We start from the raw sequence: 17,215 nt of genomic DNA, 5'->3' as shown, positions 1-17,215 counted from the left end.
GCTATGTCAGGGCCTCGCGGACCGCTTGGAGGATTTGTTCCGTGCCTGCGGCTGGATCCAGGACAGCAACCACGACGGCGGGACGGCCACTTTCCGCGGACGGCGCACCGGCCGCCTGGCTTGCTGGAACCCGGGCAGGACCCCCGGCGAAAGTGTCAGCCAGAGCCTCCAAATCCCGCGCGAGCCCGGCGGCCAACCCTCGGGCTTCAGCTTGCCGCGCCTCGCCCTCGATGTGCTCGCGGTCAACAGCCGCCCGCAGCCATTGGCGCAGAATGCTGTTGTGCACCGCGACTACCGCCGCAGCAAAGGCCACGGCAGTAAGTTCCCGGTTCCCGTCCTCGGGAAGTGCAGCCTGGAGATGGCTTCGAAAGGCCCGCTGATAGCGATGCGTCATGACCAGTTCACGATCACGAAGGGCGGGCACGCGGCGCAGGAGCTCGTAGCGCGCCAAGGAGGTTTCGCGGTTGCCTACGTGGTGGTCAAAGACCAAGAGCGCGGCATCCACAACCGAACGCAACGGAGCCGTCGTCGTGCGCGAAAGCAGCTCCTGAACCCGCGCCAGAATGCGGTCGTGATCAGCGAAAACGATGTCCTCTTTGGAACCGAACTTGCGGAAGAACGTGCTGCGGCTGATTCCTGCGGCATCGGCTAGGTCGTCTACGGAGGTAGCGTCGTAGCCTTGCCGCACCAGCAGCTCGATTGCCACGGCCACGGCGGGGCCCGGATCCGGATTCGCGGGGTAGTTGACCATAGGCGTGAATCTAGCGCAGTTCCGCCCAACAAATCGATGCGGCTAGGCTTCTGCCATGGCATTGATAGCTCCCCGCGTGACGCCCGGCCTGCCGGCAGACGACGCCCGGAACCTGGCGCGCTCACTCCAGGACAGCAACGACATCACCGTTTTCGTCGACGGCACCGTCCACCGGCTGCCCGATGAGGCGAGGGACGCCGTCGTCGATCTCCTCGGCCGGCTGGGCCGCGGCGAAGCTGTGACCGTCAGCAGCGTGGAGGAAATGCTCACGACGTCGCGGGCGGCCGAACTCGCCGGAATCTCGCACACCTACCTGCGCAACATGACCGACCGTGGCGAAATCCCTGTCGAATACCGTGGCACACACCGCCGTATCCGCCTCGCGGACATCATGGCGTGGCTGGAGACCCAGAAGAAGAAGGCCGCGGCAGACAAGGAAAGCACGTAGCGAAAAGCTAGGCGAGGGCCGCCTTCAGCGCCGCGTGGACCCAATCCCGGTACCGCTCCGGTTCCCAGCCGAAATCCAGTACCAGTGATCGATAGGTGTCAGGGTGCCCCACCGACCAGATAACGGCCGCTGCTTGCTCATCGCTCATGCCGGAGGTCAGCGCCCCGCGTTGCCGGAGCGCGTCAGCCGCTTCGGCGTAGTTCCGTAGCCGGAGCTCTGCCCGGTCCCTCAGCACTTTGGCCGCTTCAGCGTCGACGGCGGATGCCTGCCTCATGACGCTGAACAATTCGCTGCTCCGTGGGTGCACTTCGGAGAACCAGTCAGCCAACAATTCAATGACCGCGCCTGCGTCGACGGCTGCGGCTGTCCGCTCGCGCATGGTTTCCGGAACGGAGCGGGGCGCCTCCGGACCGGCAGCCGTAGCGTCGACCACGGCCGAGAGTAGCGCCGCCTTGTTGCCCACCGAGTTGTAAATGGTCTGGATAGCCACGCCAGCCTGCTCGGCAACTGCCCCGATAGTGGTGGCCACGTATCCCCTGCTCAGAAACAGTTCCTTGGCGGCCTCGACCACCGCAGCTTTGGTGGCGACAGCTTGAGCCACCCGCCTGTCGTTATGCCGAATCTCCACGAAAAAAAGAATAGCATTCCAATGACTAGAATGCTATTCTAGTCAAGCTGGCACACCTCAGGAGGCTTCGCGATGGACATGAACGTTGAGCAAGTAGACACCGCGGTTATCGGCGCCGGACAGGCCGGGCTCGCCACCGGATTCCATCTGAAGAAACAAGGGCAAGACTTCCTCATCCTGGATTCACATGCCCGCACAGGCGATGTGTGGCGGAACCGCTGGGATTCCTTGCGGCTCTTCACCCCTGCGCAGCACGACTCCCTGCCCGGCCTGCCCTTCCCCGCCAACCGGGGCACCTTTCCCAGCAAAGACGCCATGGCCGAATACCTCGAGGCGTACGCCGGTAACTGGAACCTCCCGGTGCGTCATGGCGTCCAGGTGACCGGAATCGAGCGCGACGACGGGCGATACCGAGTCCAGTCAAGCTCCGGACCGATCCTGGCCAAGAACGTGGTTGTTGCAACAGGCCCGAATGCCCGCCCAAGGATTCCAGCCTTCGCAGAGGCCTTGGACCCGGGCATTCACCAACTGCACGGCGCGGGGTACGCCAACCCGGACTCGGTTCCGCCCGGAGATGTCCTGGTGGTCGGCTCCGGCACATCCGGCGTCGAAATTGCCCTGGAGCTCGCATCCAGCCACCGCACCTACGTCGCCGGAACTCCCCCGTTCCACGTTCCGGGTCCTGTGACGCGATACGCCGGGGGGCTTTGGTGGCTCTTCATCCACAACGTGATGAACCGATCCACTCCTATCGGCCGCAAAGTTGCGGTCGGCTTCACCAAGCACGGCGCGCCGCTGATCCGGGCGTCCACGAAAGAGCTCGACGCCGCGGGAGTCACCCGCCTGCCACGCCTGACGGGCACCCGTGGGGGCCAGCCGCTCCTGGACGATGGCCAAACACTCCCTGTCTCCACCGTGATCTGGGCTACCGGCTATCAACCGCACTTTGCCTGGATCCAAGGACTTCCGGCGGACGAGGACGGCTGGCCGCTTACCTGCCGGGGAGCCGTGGAGCAACTGCCGGGGCTGTTCTTCGTGGGCATGCCATTCCAATACGGACTGACCTCGGGCCTCGTGGGTGGGGTCGGCCGGGACGCCGAACACGTCGCCGGACTCATCGCCGGGCAGGCTGGAGCGTCGCGGGACTAGATCGCTGGGCGAAAATCCCAGCGGAATACCGGTCGCCCGGCCCGTTATCTAAATGTGACATTTCTGGCCGGCTGTTGTACGGTCGAGGGGCGACCCAATCCCCAGCTGGGTCGCTTCCGGGCTGACGCCGAGCTCTGCCGCAACCCGGATTCCGCTAGATTAGCGGCAGAGACGGGGGACCCAGAGTCTCCGGGCCTACTTCTCCACAGGTCCTTGGGGTGAAGCCGCCATGCGCGGCCGGACGGCCTCGTCCGAACCCGACAGCTAACCTCGGAGGCGTTGAGAGGCAATCACCATGTCCCCAACCATGGATCAGCCTCGCCGTGCCCAAGTGGCGCGCGAGCGCACCAAACCGACCGGACGCCGTCGGGCCCAAGACAGCGGACCGTTCGTCCCTGAACCGGCTTCCGAAATTTCGACGCCGGCACCCACCACCCCGACGAACCCGACGACGACGCCCACCACGCGAGCGGCCGCCCGCGCGGCCGAGCGGAAGCGGGCAGCCCAAGCCAGCGAGACCGCGAACCTTCCGGCCGCGGCACCCGCAACGGTGGAACCCGCCACCGCCCCGGAACCAGCCACCGCAGCCATCCCGATAGTGGCAACAACGACGGCGGCCCCCGCCGAACCGGAACCCGCCACCACGGCCATCCCGACCGTTGCACCCCCCGCCGAAACCCAGAAGGCACCCACAACCGCCCTTCCAACGGCTACCCGTGCAGGCTTCGCTCCGGCGTCCTTCGCCGGATCGTCGTTCAACCGCGAACCCCATGCCGTCCTGAAGAAGGCTGCGACCATCCGGACCATGAGCAACCGAATGGCAGTAGTGGCCGGAGCCCTCGGCATCTTGTTGACCGCCGGATCCTTGGGCCATGCCCTTGAGTTGCCCTTCTTCGGCCAGGAAACCCGCGCCAAGGACGCGGACAGCCAAAGCTCCGTACAGCCCGACGTCCCTTCCACTGTGGCGAGCGTCTCCCCCGACGCAACAGCTTCACCCTCGGCAAACGCCCCGGCCGCAAAGGCCGGTCAGACCACGGCGGATCCAGCGCAAGGGCCGCAGCAAGCGCCCGTCGCCGTCAAGCCGTCGAGCGCGGGGGCACCATCAATCTCCATTCGGGTTCCCTCTGTAGTCCCATCAGCGCTGCCCCCAAGCCTTGCTCCGGTGCCGGCCGCTCCCACGCCGGCTCAACCTGCTCCGGTTCCCAGCCCGGCTCCGCCGGTCACGGTCACCCCGACCCCGGCCCCAACCGACCCGTCCTCACCGACCCCCACCGACCCGCCCTCACCGACGCCCACCCCGACCGACCCGTACTCGCACACGCCACCTGGTCAATCGAAGCCGAAGCCGCCAGTGAAGCCGAGCAGCGCACCGACGGCTTCCCCGCAGCCCACCCAACCAGGCGTGGATCTCGGTTCGGTTTTGGACGCTGCAAGCGGGGTCCTGCAGTGAGGATGGGACAGCATCGAACCTCTTCCGTCGTGTGGCACGGGCGGTGCTGCAGGAGCACCCGGACCGCATCAGTCCAACGACGCCCGGACCGCTGGCGCTGCAGCCTTCAGCTGAGGCCGTTCAAGCGGTAACCGGCGCAACCTCAAATCCGCGGGCGCCCCGCCCAGCGGCGCGCTTTGAGCGTTGCATGGAGTTCGAGCCGGATAGCGCCATTCATCGGATCAGCGCCGATGAGCTGGCGGACCCTGGCCAACCGGTTGTAGATGCTGCTGCGGTGCAAGTGCAGCTTCGTGGCCACGTCCTGGACCGAACCGTCGCTGTCGTAAAGCAGTTCGAGCACGGGCAGGAGCTCGCCGTTGCGGTCTGCGTCCTCGATCGCCTGGAAATGTGAAGAGCCCGAATCGTCCCAGCCGCCAGGCGCCTGTAGCCGTTCAAACAACTGGTAGATGCCCGCCGAGCGGCTGTCCACGAGCTCGCCGAGTGGAGGATCGACGGCGGCAGCCTGGGCCGCGAGCTTCGATTGCCGGTAGGCCCGCCCCAGTTGGCGGATCACTGAAAACGGCTCGCTGATGCCCAGGATGATCCGGTCCACCTTCCGGCCGGCACGCTTGGCGAGCTCCAGCTGATAGTGGACCAGGACTTGGGCGTGTTCCGCCCGGCCGCCGGTTTCGCGGAACAACAGGACCGAATGCGTCTCGGTGCCGGCGCTGAAAAGTACGGAATCGACGCCGATGGTTGCCTGCAGCGCCGCGGAACGGTGCGTCAGGGTGGCCGCGATGGGATCGGCGACGCCGCGGCTGTCCTCTGCGTCGAGCACGGTAACCACCTGCCACGGGCCCCGGCCTTGGATTTCCTTCCATCCGGCCACGGCCGCCACCGCGTTGGATTCTCCTTGGCACGCGGCCAGGAATTCCTGCTCTCGGCGGCGCCGGAACTCCGACTCGGCCGTATTGGAATCGAGCAGCAGTCCTGCCAGGAGGTCCAGCTCGTCCCGGACGCCCGGCAACTCGGCGAGGATCGCCGTCGCGGTCTGCTCGTCAAGGTCCTGCTGGACCCAGAGGTAACCCACGCGGAAACCGCGCACCAGCAGCGGGACGCAGACGCGCCCCACCATGCCGAGCTCTTCATTGGCGGGTACGACGACGGGACGCACCGCGGTAGAGATGCCATGCGAAAGCTGCCACGCACTGACGTCCACCGGAACCCGTTTGCTCAGGAGGAAATTCACGCGCACGCGGTCCGCATGGGACTGGTTGGAACTGTAGGCGAGCAGGACGCCGTCGAGGTCTTCCAGGGAGAGTCCGCGGCCCAACTTGAGTGCGACGTCCTCGACGATCTTTTCCACGTCTTGCTGCATGGAGAAAACACTACTTTGCCCAACGAACATCAGGCGACACCTGACGCTCTCAGCTTCGACGAATGTCGAGCCCGGGGAGACAAAAACCCCGGAAATCCAAGGAAGTTCGTGACGGCGGCCGTTGCCTTTCGTGTCGCTTGGCTCACAGCGGATTTATTCTGGAATCACAGTCCCCCCCGCAGAGAAAAAGGCCGTCGAAGCCTTTCGAACATGGAGCCCAAAATGATTATCGGTGTCCCCAAAGAGATCAAGAACAACGAATTCCGCGTTGCCATCACCGCCGCGGGGGTTCACGAGTTCCGCACCCATGGACACACCGTCCTGGTGGAGCGCGGCGCGGGCCTGGGCTCAGGCATCACGGACGAGGAATACGCGGTTGCCGGTGCTGAGATCGTGGCCGAAGCCGACGACGTCTGGGCGCGCGCTGACATGGTCATGAAGGTCAAGGAACCCATCAAGGCCGAGTACCACCGCTTCCGCAAGGGCCTCATCCTCTTCACCTACCTGCACCTGGCCGCTGAGCCTGAACTGACCCAGGAGCTCATCAATTCCGGCGTCACGGCCATCGCCTACGAAACCGTCCAGGACGGCCGCACCCTGCCCCTGCTGGCACCCATGTCTGAGGTCGCTGGGCGGCTGTCGGTCGTCGTGGGAGCCTCTTCCCTCATGGCGCCTGCCGGCGGCAAGGGTGTGCTGCTGGGCGGCGTTCCGGGTGTCCGCCCGGCTAAGGTTGTTGTCCTCGGCGCCGGTGTTGCCGGAACCAACGCTGCCGCAATGGCCCTGGGCCTCGGTGCCGATGTCACCATCATGGACATCAACATCAACCGCCTGCGCGAACTGGACGCCCTCTACCAGGGCCGCCTGAAGACCGTCGCCTCCAACGCGTACGAGATCGAGAAGTCAGTCATCGACGCAGATCTCGTCATTGGCTCCGTGCTGATCCCGGGCGCCAAGGCGCCCAAGCTGGTCACCAACGAACTGGTCTCCCGCATGAAGCCCGGCTCCGTGCTCGTGGACATCGCCGTGGACCAGGGCGGCTGCTTCGAGGACACCCACCCCACCACCCATCAGGAACCCACGTACAAGGTCCACAACTCGATCTTCTACTGCGTCGCCAACATGCCCGGCGCCGTTCCGAACACCTCCACCTACGCACTGACCAACGTCACCCTGCGTTATGGAGTGGCACTTGCCAACCTAGGCATCAAGGCTGCCTTCGACCGCGACCCCGCACTGGCTGCCGGCCTCAACATCGCCGGAGGCCACGTGGCTCACCACTCGGTTTCCGAGGCGCACAACCTGCCCCTCGTCGCCGACTGGCACAACCTAGTCTCGGCCTAGCCTTCTCTCCGCTTCTAACGAGCGCGACACGGTTTAACGCGACACGGTTTAATGAGCCCGACGGCGGGGTGCGGCTTCCATGGGAAGCTGCACCCCGCCGTCGTGGTTCTTGGCGACCCTCGCTCACTTTTAAGGCATGTTGGCCGAACGCTCCGTCACATCAAGTGCAGGAGGGTTGCAGGAATCGGGCGTATTCCTGATCGAGCGTCGGGCGAAAACGGGTCAAATCTGCAGGAGCGTCTGGTGGAGTACGCCCGCAGGGGTTTAAGACCGCTACGGCTTGACGGGATTGCCCGGGAGAATCTCGGAGGGCTCAGGCAACGGCAGCGTCGGACCGGTGATACCCGGCGTCGGGATCGTGACAGGATCCGGACCGCCCTTGGCAATGTCTCGAAGTCCCTCACGCGGATCCGACGGGAACCCGGCGGAGGGAGTGGCGCGTGGGGTTGGATGCGCGGTGCTGCTTGGAGCGCCGGGGCTAGTGGGTGCCGGCGTCACGGGAACACTTGCCTCGCGAGTGGGCATCGGCTCTGAACGCGTCCCCTGCTGTTGCGGAGCGTTGCCGCCCGATCCGGTTGCGAGCTGGGAGACGACCGATCCCACCACGGCACCCAAGTGTTCAATCGTGCCCGGAATGCCGCCGTCGGAGGCAGCCGCGGCGGTAGCGCCAGCGGCGAGGGAAGCCGCCACAGCAACAGCGGCGAAGGCCATGCGGCTCTTCTTGCGGCGACGGGCGGCCAATTCGTCAATGGGTGCAGCCGCCACGGGGACGGCCGAGACGCGGGTAGGCGTCATCAAGGCCTGCACTTCGGCTGACGGCTGCGGCCGGTTGTTTGCAAGGGCGCGCAGTTCCAGCAGCTCGGTCCGGATCTCGTAAGCTTCGTCGAGCCCGGCCTCAGCAAGCAGGCGGTCGATGCCCTGCTCGCCGCAGGATGGGGATTTTTCGCTCATGATGTGCCGTTCCTTAGTAGTGCACTTTCTCTCAGTGCACTCAATGCCCTGCGCTGCAACTGCTTCACGGCTCCTTGGGACTTGCCCATGATGTCCGCTGTTTCTTCCAAAGACAGGTCCGCCACGACCCGTAAAGCCAAGACCTCGCGGTAGTCGGAGTTGAGGTCAGCCAGTAGCTCCGTCACGCCCAGCCCTTCCCCGTGCCCAAACGCCTGGTCCTCCGCCGATGGTGTACGCCGCGCGTCTAGATCGGGTTCATAGGGCGCAGCATCTGGAGTGCGCTCCCGCTTGCGGTAGTGATCCACCATTCGGGCGTGCGCGATGGAAAAGAGCAAGGTCTTTGCCCCCTGGAGGCCCCCGCGGAGGGAAGCCAGTTTGGGGTAGAGGGCCAGGAACACGTCCTGCGTGACTGCTTCCGGGTCGTCTACGCCGCGGGCGCGCAGGTATCCAAAGACCGGTCCTGAAAAGTTGTTGTAGGCAGCCGTGAAGAGCAGTGCGGGATCGTCCTCGTCCGCCTGCAAATATTCGTCAGCCAAAGGGTCAAGCACCCGCGACCCCTCCATCCCACGCAGCACGGTCATCGTCCCTGGCCTGGGAAATGACCACTGCCGCCGTCTGTTGCGTCGCGGGGCTCCTTGTCATTTTGCCAAGGAGCCCCGCCGTTCAAGCGTAGCTGTCGCGTTACGGGCGGACAGAATCGGCCGGTACGTCCACGTGGGACGGCACGGCGGGAACAGCCGGTACAGCAGGGATGGCCGGTGCGGACGGCACGGCGGGCGTAGCAGGCAACGTAGCGGTGCCTTCAGCGTCAGCCTTCGCGGACGCAGAACCGTCGGCGTCCAGTCCGGCAGCCTTGCCTTCGGTCACTACTGTTGCGCAGTGTGCCTTGACGTTGGCCTCGCCGCCGGCGGCAACAGCCAAGGAGGAATAACCGGGTACCTTGGCGTCACCCTTCAAGCCACCGTTGAGCAGCGCCGTGCAAAGGCCGAATGCCTCAGGCGCGGTGGCTTTGGCGGAAGAGGCTGCTGCTGCGGCCTTGGACTTTGCGCTGTCCACGGAGTCAGTAGCCTCGGACTTCGCGGCGTCCACTGCGTCGGCCGCCTTTGACTTGGCGGTCCCGGACGCGTCAGCCGCCTTGGACTTGGCGCTCTCGGCTGCGTTGGAGGCGATGGGAGCCGGTGCTCCGACCAGCTCGTGGGCGCTCTGCTGGATTTCGGTGGGAAGCGCTCCGCTGAAGGCTGCGACGCCGGTTCCGCCAACCGCGACAGCTCCGGCTGCCAGGGCGCTAGCGGCGATTTTGCTGGTGGCAAGGACAGTGAACAAGGACATGGAACCCTCCGACAAACATTTTTGGACTGCTCCGGCAGCGGCTTTGTCGCTACCGGATGATCAGTGCGGACGTTGCCCACACTCCCCTTACATCGCTGGGGGCCCCGGAGAAGTTACGCCCGATCCAAAACAACTTTCAGGCGAGCGCCCTGGCCTGCTCAATCAGCTTGAGTACCTCGACTGGGCCGGCCGGATCCACCGGGAGCGGCAAAGCGGAGGCGGCACCGCCGTCGTCGATCTTCGCCGCCAGGATCCGGTAGAACTCCTGGTAGGCGCCGCGTTCGGTGGGAACCGTGGTCCGCGCGCCATCGATTTCCAGGGTGCCGTAGTACTGCGGATCGTCGACGCCGTAGCCGCCATCCGTGGGTAGCCCGCCCGCGAGGATGAACGGCTCCTGGGGATCGATTCCGTATTTCACGAAGCCGCCCTTGCTGCCCAAAATGCGGAAGCGTGGAGCGTGGAGCTGGCTGTTGACGTTCATGGCGACATGGCTGATCACGCCGGACGCATGCTTCAGGGCCAGGAAGACGTCGTCATCTGCCTTTTCTTGCGGCCGGCGCGCCATGATTTCGGCGTGGATGACCTCCGCAGGACCGAACATCTGCACAGCGAGGTCCAGCAAATGGGTGCCAAGATCGAAAAGCAGCCCGCCGCCGTCGTCGGCTGTTGCACTTGCCTTCCACGCCTTGCTGATTTCGGGCGCCCAGCGCTCCATCGACGCCTCGCAGCGCATTACTTCACCCAGCGTCCCGGCGTCGAGCAGCTTCTTCACGGTCAGCGCGTCGCCGTCCCAGCGGCGGTTTTGGTAGACCGTGAGGACGCGGCCCAGCCTCGCCGCCAGTTCGATCAGTTCCTGTCCCTGTGCGCTGGTCACGGCGAACGGTTTGTCGACGACGACGTCGAGCCCGGCTTCCAGCGCAGCCTTCGCGAGCGGGTGGTGCGTAACCGGCGGCGTTCCGAGCACTACGAGGTCCAACTCTCCGGCAAGCGCGAGGGCGTCATCCGGACTATCCACAATCCTCGTGCCGGGATACCGTTCTTGCGCTTTGGCCTTGCGGCCCGCATCCGAAGTAGCGATCACGTCAAGGGAATACGCGGGATGGGCTGCGATGAACGGCGCGTGAAAGACGCTGCCGGAAAGGCCATAGCCGACGACGGCGGTGCGGATCGGGGTGTGGGTCATGCCGCTACGCTACCGGGCCAAGGCAGCCCGGCGAAGGTTTTGTCAGGCGTCTTTCAGCAGGCGGGTGACGAGCTCGCGCCACGACTCGGCCAGGCGCTCCGGCGCGACGCCGTGCATCCGCAGGGAATGCAGCACGCGCTCGGGGTCCAGGGCGGCGCCGAGGGAAAGAGCCAGAAGCCAAGGATCGCGGTCCAGGCCCGCTTCCCGCAGCAGCATCTCAAGGTGCCGGTGCCACAACACGACCGGTGGGGCGTCGTGCCGGTTTTGCGGGGAATGCTCGGCCGCGGCACGGGCCAGTTCACCGTACTCCTCGACGTACTTGATGCGCGCTTCGCCGAAGGCAATGAGGCGTTCAAGTGGAGGCGCGCCCGGGCCAAGCGGTGGCGGACCGAAGATGAACTGGCGTTGGAAGTCCGATTCGGCGTCACTCAGGAGGGTCATCATGAGCCCTGCCCTGCTGCCAAAGCGGCGGAAAACTGTCCCTTTCCCGACGTCGGCCCGGCAGGCGAGCATGTCCATCGTAATGGCATCCACTCCGTGTTCCGCCACAAGCTCTCTGGCAGCCTGGAGGAGCCGTTCGCGGTTGCGCGCGGCGTCGCTACGCTCCGGAGATGCCCCTAAAGGCAACTCGGGCCGGATGGGAATGAGGCTCACAAAAAACATTCTAGCCTCGGGAATATTAAGCGGACCGTAGTCCGTTTAGAATCTACGAAGGCAGCAACGCCTCAGAAACCGAGAGCCCGCGGCACCCCGTCCGCGGCCAGACCCAAGGAGTTCCCATGTCCAAGAACACCGTTCTCGCCCTTGTTGGCAGCCTCCGCGCCGATTCCCACAACCGCAAACTCGCCGAAGCCATCCAGCTCAACGCCCCGGAAAACGTTGACGTGCAGATCCACGGCTCCCTCGGCAACATCCCGTTCTACAACGAAGACATCGACGTCGAGGGCCAGGTCCCGGCCGAAGCCGCAGCCCTCCGCGCTGCCGCCGCCGAAGCCGACGCCATCCTGCTGGTCACCCCGGAGCACAACGGCACCATGCCGGCGTCCCTCAAGAACGCCATCGACTGGCTGTCCCGTCCGTTCGGCGCCGGTGCGCTGGCAGGTAAGCCGACCGCCGTCGTCGGTACCGCTTTTGGCCAGTTCGGTGGAGTCTGGGCACAGGACGAGGCCCGCAAGGCCGCTGGCATCGCCGGCGCCAAGGTTCTCGAGGACGTCAAGCTTGCCGTTCCGGGCTCCATGATCCGTTTCGCCGAACTGCACCCGAAGGACGACGCCGAGGTGGTTGAGCAGATCAAGGCCATCTTCGAGCCCCTGACGGCCGTCCAGGAAGAAGCCGCAGCCTAGTTCTCAAAGTTCGCCGGACGGCGCTCCGCGCGCCCGCGAGGAAATGCCCCCGTCCCGCCGTCGAGGCGTGGGCGGGGGCATTCTTTGTCGATACGATGGCGGCATGGCCGACTACAACCGCCACCCCGAAGTCGACGCCTACCTCGAGGTCCTCCCCGGCTGGCAACGCGCCATCGGCGAGCAACTGCGCGACCTCATCCACCAGGCCGAACCCGAAATCGTCGAAACGATCAAGCGCCGCACGCAGCCTTACTTCGTTCTCGACGGGAACGTCTGCGCACTGCTCGCGGCCAAGGACCACGTCAATTTGTTCCTCTACGACGGCGCCATTGTTCCCGACCCGGACAACATCATCACCTCCGGGCACGACAACAAAACCGCCCGTACGATCACCTTCCACCAGCACGACGTAATCCCGAGTGCTCCGCTCGTCACCACGCTGAAGCAGATCGCGGCCAACAACCGCGCAGGCGGCTGGCGAAAGATCAAAGGAGCGGGTTAGCCGGAACGGGCTAGGAAATTGTAGCGTCGCGTCCCCGCACCGCTACCATTCCGTGACTGAGCTGAGGCCGAACCGTCATGGGCGGGGCGGCCTACACGCGGGCGGCCAGCCGTAACGTTGAGTTACAGGCACAGAGGTGATCAGGGCAGGAGCGGGGACTGTCATGCGGGTCAGGCGCGGCGTGGAATGCACGACGACGGCGATCGCCGCATTGTGCCTGCCGCTCGCGCTCTGCCTGGCTGGCTGCGCTTCCCCCGGCGGCGGCCCTCCGGCCAGTTCACCCTCCGCTTCGCAGGTCTACATTCCGGCGACCCAGGCGCCCGTGGCCGGGCCGGTTCCGATGCCACGCCCTGCGCCTCCTCCGCCCGTCAACGGGCCTCCCGTGACTCCCCTAGCCACGTCCGGCCCAGCAAGCGGCACCCCCAGACCATCAGCGGCGCAAAGCCAGACCCCAGGAACCGCAAAGACACCCAACCTGGCTTCTTCGCCCCCGGGCGCGTCTTCTACGGCGTCAGGAAGCCCGAGTCCGCGGGTCCCGGCGCCCTTCCCAGCCGCCGTCGATTCGACTGGGACCGCCGTGTATTTCGTGGCAATCGGCGACGGCGGCAGCCGCGGCGTGCGGTTCGGCTGCGACGACAGCCTGGTGGCTGTGCGATTCAGTGTCCCTGCAGGCGGCGACCCGCTGGCCGCGGCGATGGGGCAATTGCTCGCGCCTGATGACACTGCAACCCGGGCAGGCCTGTACAACGCACTCTCGGGCTCCGCGCTGCGCTATGTTTCGGGCTACCTCGACGGACCCACCGCCGTCGTGAACCTGAGCGGCTCCCTCCGTCCCGGGGGCGTGTGCGACCACCCGCGGATCGAAACACAGCTGACGCAGACCGCAGTGGCGGCTACGGGAGCATCCCAGGCCGCGATCTATATTGACGGGCGCCCCCTGGCGGAAGTCCTGAGCTTGCGCTGAGGCCGGCATTACCTCCCGCCGAAGAGCGCGTCCATGTCTGCGTAGCTCAGGGTTCCGGCGAGGCCGGACCAGTTGCCGTCGCCAAGAACTTCCATTGCGAGCCGGGAGACCGTCGCGTAAGCGGCCCTGGCAGTGCTGCCGCCGATGCTGATTCGCCGCACGCCGGCGTCGTGCAATTCTCCGGGCGACGGCGAACCCAGGCCGGCCAGCGCATTCAACGGCACGCTGATCCGTCGGGAAAGTTCGTGAAGAATATGGAGATCCGCCAACCCTGGCACGAAAATTCCGTCCGCCCCGGCCTGCTGGTAGGCGTCCGCCCGGCGAAGCGTTTCCTCATATGCGGTGTCCGGAAACTTTCCAGACCAATAGGTGTCGGTTCGCGCATTGATGAACAGTCCGACGCCGGCGTCATCGGCTGCCTGCCTGATCAGGGTGATGCGCCTGGACTGTTCCGCAATATCGCTGAGAGGCTGTTCCGCTGAATCCTCGATATTGATCCCGACGGCGCCTGCGTCCAGCACCGCTCGGACCGTGGTCCGGAGCTCTTCGTCAGTGCGTCCGTAGCCCGTCTCGATGTCGGCGGTCACCGGTAAGCGGGTGGCCTTTGCGATCCGCGTCAGCACCTCCATCGCGAGCTGCCGCGGCAGGTGGTCTCCGTCCTGGTACCCCAAGCTCCACGAGATTGCCGAGCTGGAGGTGGCCACCGCCGTCGCGCCTGCTTCCTCGACCATCCGCGCAGATGCGGCATCCCACGCATTCACCAGAACCAAGGGCGCCTGTGGCACGGCGTGGAGCTCGTGGAAGCGGAGGGCCTTGGATTCGAGTTCGGGATGCATCATCATTGCTCTATTCCAGCCTCCCGGCAGCCGGACGTAAAGCGAATCGCACCCCGAATCGTGAAAATGGGATGAAACATCTGTTGCCTTGCTGGCAACTCCCGGGGGTATCCTGTCAATGTGACCCACGAAACATTGGATATCGGGCCGGAGTTGCCCGCTGAAGCAATTGACGCAATCGAGCGAGCAGCAACTGCCGCCCACCGCCACGAGGAACTCTTCTCGGAGCGCGCCGCCAACATCAAGCAGTCCGCCGTGCGTGATGTCTTCGACATTTCAATGCGCCCGGGACTCGTCTCCCTCGCTGGCGGAAACCCCTACCTGCAGTCCCTCCCACTCGAGAAACTCGGCCAGACGGCCGCGCGCATCATCGCCGAAGAAGGCATGACGGCGTTGCAGTACGGCGGCGGGCAGGGCACCGAGGAACTTCGTACCCAGATCTGCGAAATCATGGCCGCCGAAGGAATCACCGACGCCCGGCCGGAAAACGTCGTGATCACCGCAGGTTCCCAATCGGCCCAGGACGTTGCCACCAAGGTCTTCTGCAATCCGGGCGACGTCGTGCTCGTGGAAAACCCCACCTATGTGGGCGCCCTGAACACCTTCGAGGCCTACCAGGTCCAGGTTGAGACAGTTGACATGGACGACGACGGCCTGGTCCCGGAGCTGCTCGAAGCCAAGATCGCGGAGCTTCAGGCTGAGGGCAAGAGCATCAAGTTCCTCTATACGATCCCCAACTTCAACAATCCTTCCGGCATCACCCTTGCTCCCGGGCGCCGCCAGCGGATCGTCGATATATGCCGTAATGCGAATATCTTGATCCTCGAGGACAACCCGTACGGTCTTTTGCGTTTCGACGGCCACCCCTTGGCGCCGATGCGGGCAGCGAATGCGCACGACGTCATCTATATGGGGTCATTCTCCAAGATCTTTGCCCCGGGACTCCGGATCGGTTGGGCGCTTGTTCCCGAACACTTGCAGCGGCGCTTTTACCTGGCTTCGGAAGCGGTGACTTTGTGCCCTCCCACCCTGAATCAGATGATCATCTCGGCATATCTTCGGGACTACGACTGGCGCGGGCAGATTGAGACTTACCGGGCCCTGTACGAGGAACGCTGCAATGCCCTGCTCGTAGCGTTGGAAGAGCACATGCCTTCCGGCCTCAGCTGGACCAGGCCCGAGGGCGGTTTTTTTGTCTGGGTAACCTTGCCAGACGGCGTGGACACGTACCCCCTACTCAAGAAGGCGATCGAGGCGGGGGTCGTGTTCATCCCCGGCGCGGCGTTCACGCACTCGGACGAGCCGTCCAACAAACTGAGATTGGCCTTCAGCGCAGTGCCACCTGAGTCGATTGCCGAAGGCGTCCGCCGTTTGGCACCAGTACTGCGCGGGGCGATCGACACCATCAACAAAGGAGTTACATCATGAGCGGAATCGTAGTGGTCGGCGTAGACGGCAGTGAGACCGCGATGCGGGCGGCCGAGGCAGCAAGGGACCTCGCGGTCGCTTTGGGAGCCAGCCTTCGCGTCTTGACAGCATTCGACAGCGACCGCACGGAGGTCTTTGAAAGCGGCAGCGACCGATGGATCGTCTCGGATGCAGACGACGCCGAGAAGGTTGCCCGCGGAGTTGCCGGCAAGCTCAACAGTGACCAGCTTGAAATCACCTACACAGCAGCACGCGGCAAGCCTGGAGAAGCCTTGATCCGCGAGGCCGAACGCGTCGGGGCGCGCTTGATCGTCGTCGGCAACCGTCGCATGCAAGGACTGGCGCGCGTACTTGGCAGCGTTGCCAACACGGTGGCCCACAATGCTCCGTGCGACGTCTACATCGCCAAGACGGACGAGCCCTAAGCCGCGGCCGGGCGTTAGACGGGGATCACGCGTTGTGGTGGGCGGTCTCACCCCGATTTCGGCCGTGCGGCCGGGTTGCCGCCGGTAAAATTGGAGTGGCCCCCAAGGGCGCGAGCCGCCCATCACAACAACCCGTAGGGGATCCCTTTTGCTTACTCTGCAGCCGCGCCAGCGCGTCGGACACGACATCCTGCTAGCCCGCCACGGCAACCACATCAGCTCCATGCGCTTCGACCGCGCGAATGATCGCATCGTGGCGCTTCTCGATGACGGCTCCGTAGACAGCGCTCCGAACATGATTTCCCCGCTGCTGCAGATGCCGGAGACGTTCCGCAGCATCATGCGTTCCGACTGGAAGTTGTTGCTTGTGGTTAGTTCCGCCATGTTGGCCGTTGGTGCCCTGGCCATGGTGCTGTCGTTTGGAATGATCGGCGGCATGAGCGACCAGCAATTGCGCGATCTCGCAGTTAGCTACACGTCTTACTAGATCAGCCAACCCCGCAGGACCCACCAAAGGCCCGCGATGACCACACCGCCGAACAACGAACCGGCGATGACCTGGCCGCGAGTATGGTCCCGCAGCACCACCCGGGACCAGCCGACGGCGGGCACCAGAAGCAGTAGCGGCAGCCACGCCGGTCCGAACATCAGCGCCGCAATGACTGCGGCAGCGGAGATTGCCGAGGCATGGCCGCTCATCTTCCACACGAGGCTGACCGCGGCCAACACAGCGATCCCGCCAATCAGGGCAAGGATCATCACTGAGACGCTGGCCGGGGCGTGGATGAGGTTGAGTACAAGCAGTCCGAGGACCACCGACACGAGCGCAAGCATCAGCAAGCGAGTACGCTCCTCGCGGTCGCTGACGTGGTGGTCACTCAGTTTGCCGAGCCTCACCAGGACCAACACATAGGCCAGCGGCAGTACGCACACAAAGAGCGCCCCAAGGACCCCGAACCAAATTGTCCCCGGGAAACCCGGTTCCACGGCAGGGCTGATGAGCAGCAGGATGGACACCACGGCAGGTGGCTGGAAGACCTCGGTCAGGATCCGCGCAACACGGTGCCGGCCTCCGCCAATGCCGCGCTGCCGTCCTGCAATGCCGCGCTGCTGTCCTCCAATGCCGCGCT

Annotated in this window: 20 protein-coding genes and 1 riboswitch; of the genes, 10 read left to right on the top strand and 10 right to left on the bottom strand. The window is 65.0% G+C overall.

What is annotated here, in order from left to right; all coding sequences use genetic code 11:
* Position 1 precedes the first annotated feature (1 nt).
* A complete protein-coding gene (locus AC3ANQ_RS01155; RefSeq protein WP_488303417.1) occupies positions 2 to 751 on the bottom strand; it encodes a TetR/AcrR family transcriptional regulator in 750 nt (249 codons plus the stop codon).
* A gap of 55 nt (positions 752 to 806) precedes the next feature.
* On the opposite strand from AC3ANQ_RS01155, the gene AC3ANQ_RS01150 reads away from it, so the two are divergent.
* Positions 807 to 1,199: a helix-turn-helix domain-containing protein gene (locus tag AC3ANQ_RS01150; RefSeq protein ID WP_488303416.1), complete on the top strand. Its 393-nt coding sequence runs from the start codon at positions 807 to 809 to the stop codon at positions 1,197 to 1,199.
* Positions 1,200 to 1,206: 7 nt separating this feature from the next.
* Here AC3ANQ_RS01150 and AC3ANQ_RS01145 read toward each other — a convergent pair whose 3' ends face one another.
* A complete protein-coding gene (locus tag AC3ANQ_RS01145; RefSeq protein ID WP_488303415.1) occupies positions 1,207 to 1,827 on the bottom strand; it encodes a TetR/AcrR family transcriptional regulator in 621 nt (206 codons plus the stop codon).
* A 72-nt stretch (positions 1,828 to 1,899) separates the two neighbouring features.
* Here AC3ANQ_RS01145 and AC3ANQ_RS01140 point away from each other — a divergent pair, with 72 nt between their 5' ends.
* Entirely contained in the window at positions 1,900 to 2,976 is a 1,077-nt protein-coding gene (locus tag AC3ANQ_RS01140) for a flavin-containing monooxygenase (RefSeq protein ID WP_488303414.1), read from the top strand.
* A 142-nt stretch (positions 2,977 to 3,118) separates the two neighbouring features.
* A riboswitch (cyclic di-AMP (ydaO/yuaA leader) is annotated at positions 3,119 to 3,269 on the top strand.
* Positions 3,270 to 3,271: 2 nt separating this feature from the next.
* Positions 3,272 to 4,426, top strand: coding sequence for a hypothetical protein (locus AC3ANQ_RS01135; protein WP_488303413.1), 1,155 nt, complete (start codon positions 3,272 to 3,274; stop codon positions 4,424 to 4,426).
* A gap of 142 nt (positions 4,427 to 4,568) precedes the next feature.
* On the opposite strand, the gene AC3ANQ_RS01130 is transcribed toward AC3ANQ_RS01135, so the two are convergent.
* Complete coding sequence (locus tag AC3ANQ_RS01130) at positions 4,569 to 5,783, bottom strand: PucR family transcriptional regulator (RefSeq protein WP_488303412.1); 1,215 nt, start codon at positions 5,781 to 5,783, stop codon at positions 4,569 to 4,571.
* A 222-nt stretch (positions 5,784 to 6,005) separates the two neighbouring features.
* Here AC3ANQ_RS01130 and ald point away from each other — a divergent pair, with 222 nt between their 5' ends.
* Positions 6,006 to 7,124: an alanine dehydrogenase gene (gene ald, locus AC3ANQ_RS01125; protein WP_488303411.1), complete on the top strand. Its 1,119-nt coding sequence runs from the start codon at positions 6,006 to 6,008 to the stop codon at positions 7,122 to 7,124.
* Positions 7,125 to 7,397: 273 nt separating this feature from the next.
* Here ald and AC3ANQ_RS01120 read toward each other — a convergent pair whose 3' ends face one another.
* The 5 genes from AC3ANQ_RS01120 to AC3ANQ_RS01100 form a co-directional block, all read right to left on the bottom strand.
* The gene (locus AC3ANQ_RS01120; protein WP_488303410.1) at positions 7,398 to 8,075 is read right to left on the bottom strand and encodes a hypothetical protein; all 678 of its coding nucleotides are present in this window, start codon (positions 8,073 to 8,075) and stop codon (positions 7,398 to 7,400) included.
* Positions 8,072 to 8,623 (bottom strand): RNA polymerase sigma factor, encoded by a 552-nt coding sequence (locus tag AC3ANQ_RS01115; protein ID WP_488303409.1) that lies wholly within the window; start codon positions 8,621 to 8,623, stop codon positions 8,072 to 8,074. The genes AC3ANQ_RS01120 and AC3ANQ_RS01115 overlap by 4 nt, the downstream gene beginning before the upstream one ends.
* 133 nt (positions 8,624 to 8,756) lie before the next feature.
* Positions 8,757 to 9,404 carry a hypothetical protein gene (locus AC3ANQ_RS01110; protein WP_488303408.1) on the bottom strand — a complete coding sequence of 216 codons (648 nt, stop codon included), beginning with the start codon at positions 9,402 to 9,404 and terminating at the stop codon, positions 8,757 to 8,759.
* A gap of 136 nt (positions 9,405 to 9,540) precedes the next feature.
* Complete coding sequence (locus AC3ANQ_RS01105) at positions 9,541 to 10,587, bottom strand: Gfo/Idh/MocA family protein (protein ID WP_488303407.1); 1,047 nt, start codon at positions 10,585 to 10,587, stop codon at positions 9,541 to 9,543.
* A 42-nt stretch (positions 10,588 to 10,629) separates the two neighbouring features.
* Positions 10,630 to 11,241, bottom strand: coding sequence for a TetR/AcrR family transcriptional regulator (locus AC3ANQ_RS01100; RefSeq protein ID WP_488303406.1), 612 nt, complete (start codon positions 11,239 to 11,241; stop codon positions 10,630 to 10,632).
* 125 nt (positions 11,242 to 11,366) lie between these two features.
* Between AC3ANQ_RS01100 and AC3ANQ_RS01095 the strand changes: the two genes are divergently transcribed.
* From AC3ANQ_RS01095 to AC3ANQ_RS01085, 3 genes are all read left to right on the top strand, one after another.
* The gene (locus AC3ANQ_RS01095; RefSeq protein ID WP_488303405.1) at positions 11,367 to 11,930 is read left to right on the top strand and encodes an NAD(P)H-dependent oxidoreductase; all 564 of its coding nucleotides are present in this window, start codon (positions 11,367 to 11,369) and stop codon (positions 11,928 to 11,930) included.
* 103 nt (positions 11,931 to 12,033) lie between these two features.
* Positions 12,034 to 12,432 (top strand): DUF1801 domain-containing protein, encoded by a 399-nt coding sequence (locus tag AC3ANQ_RS01090; RefSeq protein WP_488303404.1) that lies wholly within the window; start codon positions 12,034 to 12,036, stop codon positions 12,430 to 12,432.
* A 577-nt stretch (positions 12,433 to 13,009) separates the two neighbouring features.
* On the top strand, positions 13,010 to 13,396 hold the full coding sequence (locus AC3ANQ_RS01085; protein ID WP_488303403.1) for a GerMN domain-containing protein: 387 nt from the start codon (positions 13,010 to 13,012) through the stop codon (positions 13,394 to 13,396).
* A gap of 8 nt (positions 13,397 to 13,404) precedes the next feature.
* Here AC3ANQ_RS01085 and AC3ANQ_RS01080 read toward each other — a convergent pair whose 3' ends face one another.
* The gene (locus AC3ANQ_RS01080; protein ID WP_488303402.1) at positions 13,405 to 14,238 is read right to left on the bottom strand and encodes an isocitrate lyase/PEP mutase family protein; all 834 of its coding nucleotides are present in this window, start codon (positions 14,236 to 14,238) and stop codon (positions 13,405 to 13,407) included.
* A gap of 114 nt (positions 14,239 to 14,352) precedes the next feature.
* Between AC3ANQ_RS01080 and AC3ANQ_RS01075 the strand changes: the two genes are divergently transcribed.
* The 3 genes from AC3ANQ_RS01075 (at position 14,353) to AC3ANQ_RS01065 (ending at position 16,572) form a co-directional block, all read left to right on the top strand.
* Positions 14,353 to 15,660: an aminotransferase-like domain-containing protein gene (locus AC3ANQ_RS01075; protein ID WP_488303401.1), complete on the top strand. Its 1,308-nt coding sequence runs from the start codon at positions 14,353 to 14,355 to the stop codon at positions 15,658 to 15,660.
* Positions 15,657 to 16,085: a universal stress protein gene (locus AC3ANQ_RS01070; RefSeq protein WP_265979494.1), complete on the top strand. Its 429-nt coding sequence runs from the start codon at positions 15,657 to 15,659 to the stop codon at positions 16,083 to 16,085. Before AC3ANQ_RS01075 ends, AC3ANQ_RS01070 begins: the two co-directional genes overlap by 4 nt.
* A 148-nt stretch (positions 16,086 to 16,233) precedes the next feature.
* Complete coding sequence (locus tag AC3ANQ_RS01065) at positions 16,234 to 16,572, top strand: hypothetical protein (RefSeq protein ID WP_488303400.1); 339 nt, start codon at positions 16,234 to 16,236, stop codon at positions 16,570 to 16,572.
* Here the strand turns inward: AC3ANQ_RS01065 and AC3ANQ_RS01060 are convergent.
* Entirely contained in the window at positions 16,569 to 17,165 is a 597-nt protein-coding gene (locus AC3ANQ_RS01060) for a phosphatase PAP2 family protein (RefSeq protein WP_488305404.1), read from the bottom strand. The two genes, AC3ANQ_RS01065 and AC3ANQ_RS01060, sit on opposite strands and share 4 nt — an antisense overlap.
* Positions 17,166 to 17,215: the final 50 nt, after the last annotated feature.

It is taken from the genome of Arthrobacter sp. DMZ02-1R, from assembly GCF_057747935.1.
The sequence above is the reverse complement of the archived record's forward strand: the minus strand, read 5'-3'. Positions and strand labels throughout refer to the sequence as shown.

Coding starts and splice junctions, on each gene's coding strand:
- AC3ANQ_RS01070 (WP_265979494.1), top strand. CDS start 15,657: ATGAGCGGAATCGTAGTGGTCGGCGTAGACGGCAGTGAGACCGCGATG.
- AC3ANQ_RS01080 (WP_488303402.1), bottom strand. CDS start 14,238: ATGATGATGCATCCCGAACTCGAATCCAAGGCCCTCCGCTTCCACGAG.
- AC3ANQ_RS01120 (WP_488303410.1), bottom strand. CDS start 8,075: ATGAGCGAAAAATCCCCATCCTGCGGCGAGCAGGGCATCGACCGCCTG.
- AC3ANQ_RS01110 (WP_488303408.1), bottom strand. CDS start 9,404: ATGTCCTTGTTCACTGTCCTTGCCACCAGCAAAATCGCCGCTAGCGCC.
- AC3ANQ_RS01095 (WP_488303405.1), top strand. CDS start 11,367: ATGTCCAAGAACACCGTTCTCGCCCTTGTTGGCAGCCTCCGCGCCGAT.
- AC3ANQ_RS01150 (WP_488303416.1), top strand. CDS start 807: ATGGCATTGATAGCTCCCCGCGTGACGCCCGGCCTGCCGGCAGACGAC.
- AC3ANQ_RS01105 (WP_488303407.1), bottom strand. CDS start 10,587: ATGACCCACACCCCGATCCGCACCGCCGTCGTCGGCTATGGCCTTTCC.
- AC3ANQ_RS01155 (WP_488303417.1), bottom strand. CDS start 751: ATGGTCAACTACCCCGCGAATCCGGATCCGGGCCCCGCCGTGGCCGTG.
- AC3ANQ_RS01130 (WP_488303412.1), bottom strand. CDS start 5,783: ATGCAGCAAGACGTGGAAAAGATCGTCGAGGACGTCGCACTCAAGTTG.
- AC3ANQ_RS01090 (WP_488303404.1), top strand. CDS start 12,034: ATGGCCGACTACAACCGCCACCCCGAAGTCGACGCCTACCTCGAGGTC.
- AC3ANQ_RS01135 (WP_488303413.1), top strand. CDS start 3,272: ATGTCCCCAACCATGGATCAGCCTCGCCGTGCCCAAGTGGCGCGCGAG.
- AC3ANQ_RS01140 (WP_488303414.1), top strand. CDS start 1,900: ATGGACATGAACGTTGAGCAAGTAGACACCGCGGTTATCGGCGCCGGA.
- ald (WP_488303411.1), top strand. CDS start 6,006: ATGATTATCGGTGTCCCCAAAGAGATCAAGAACAACGAATTCCGCGTT.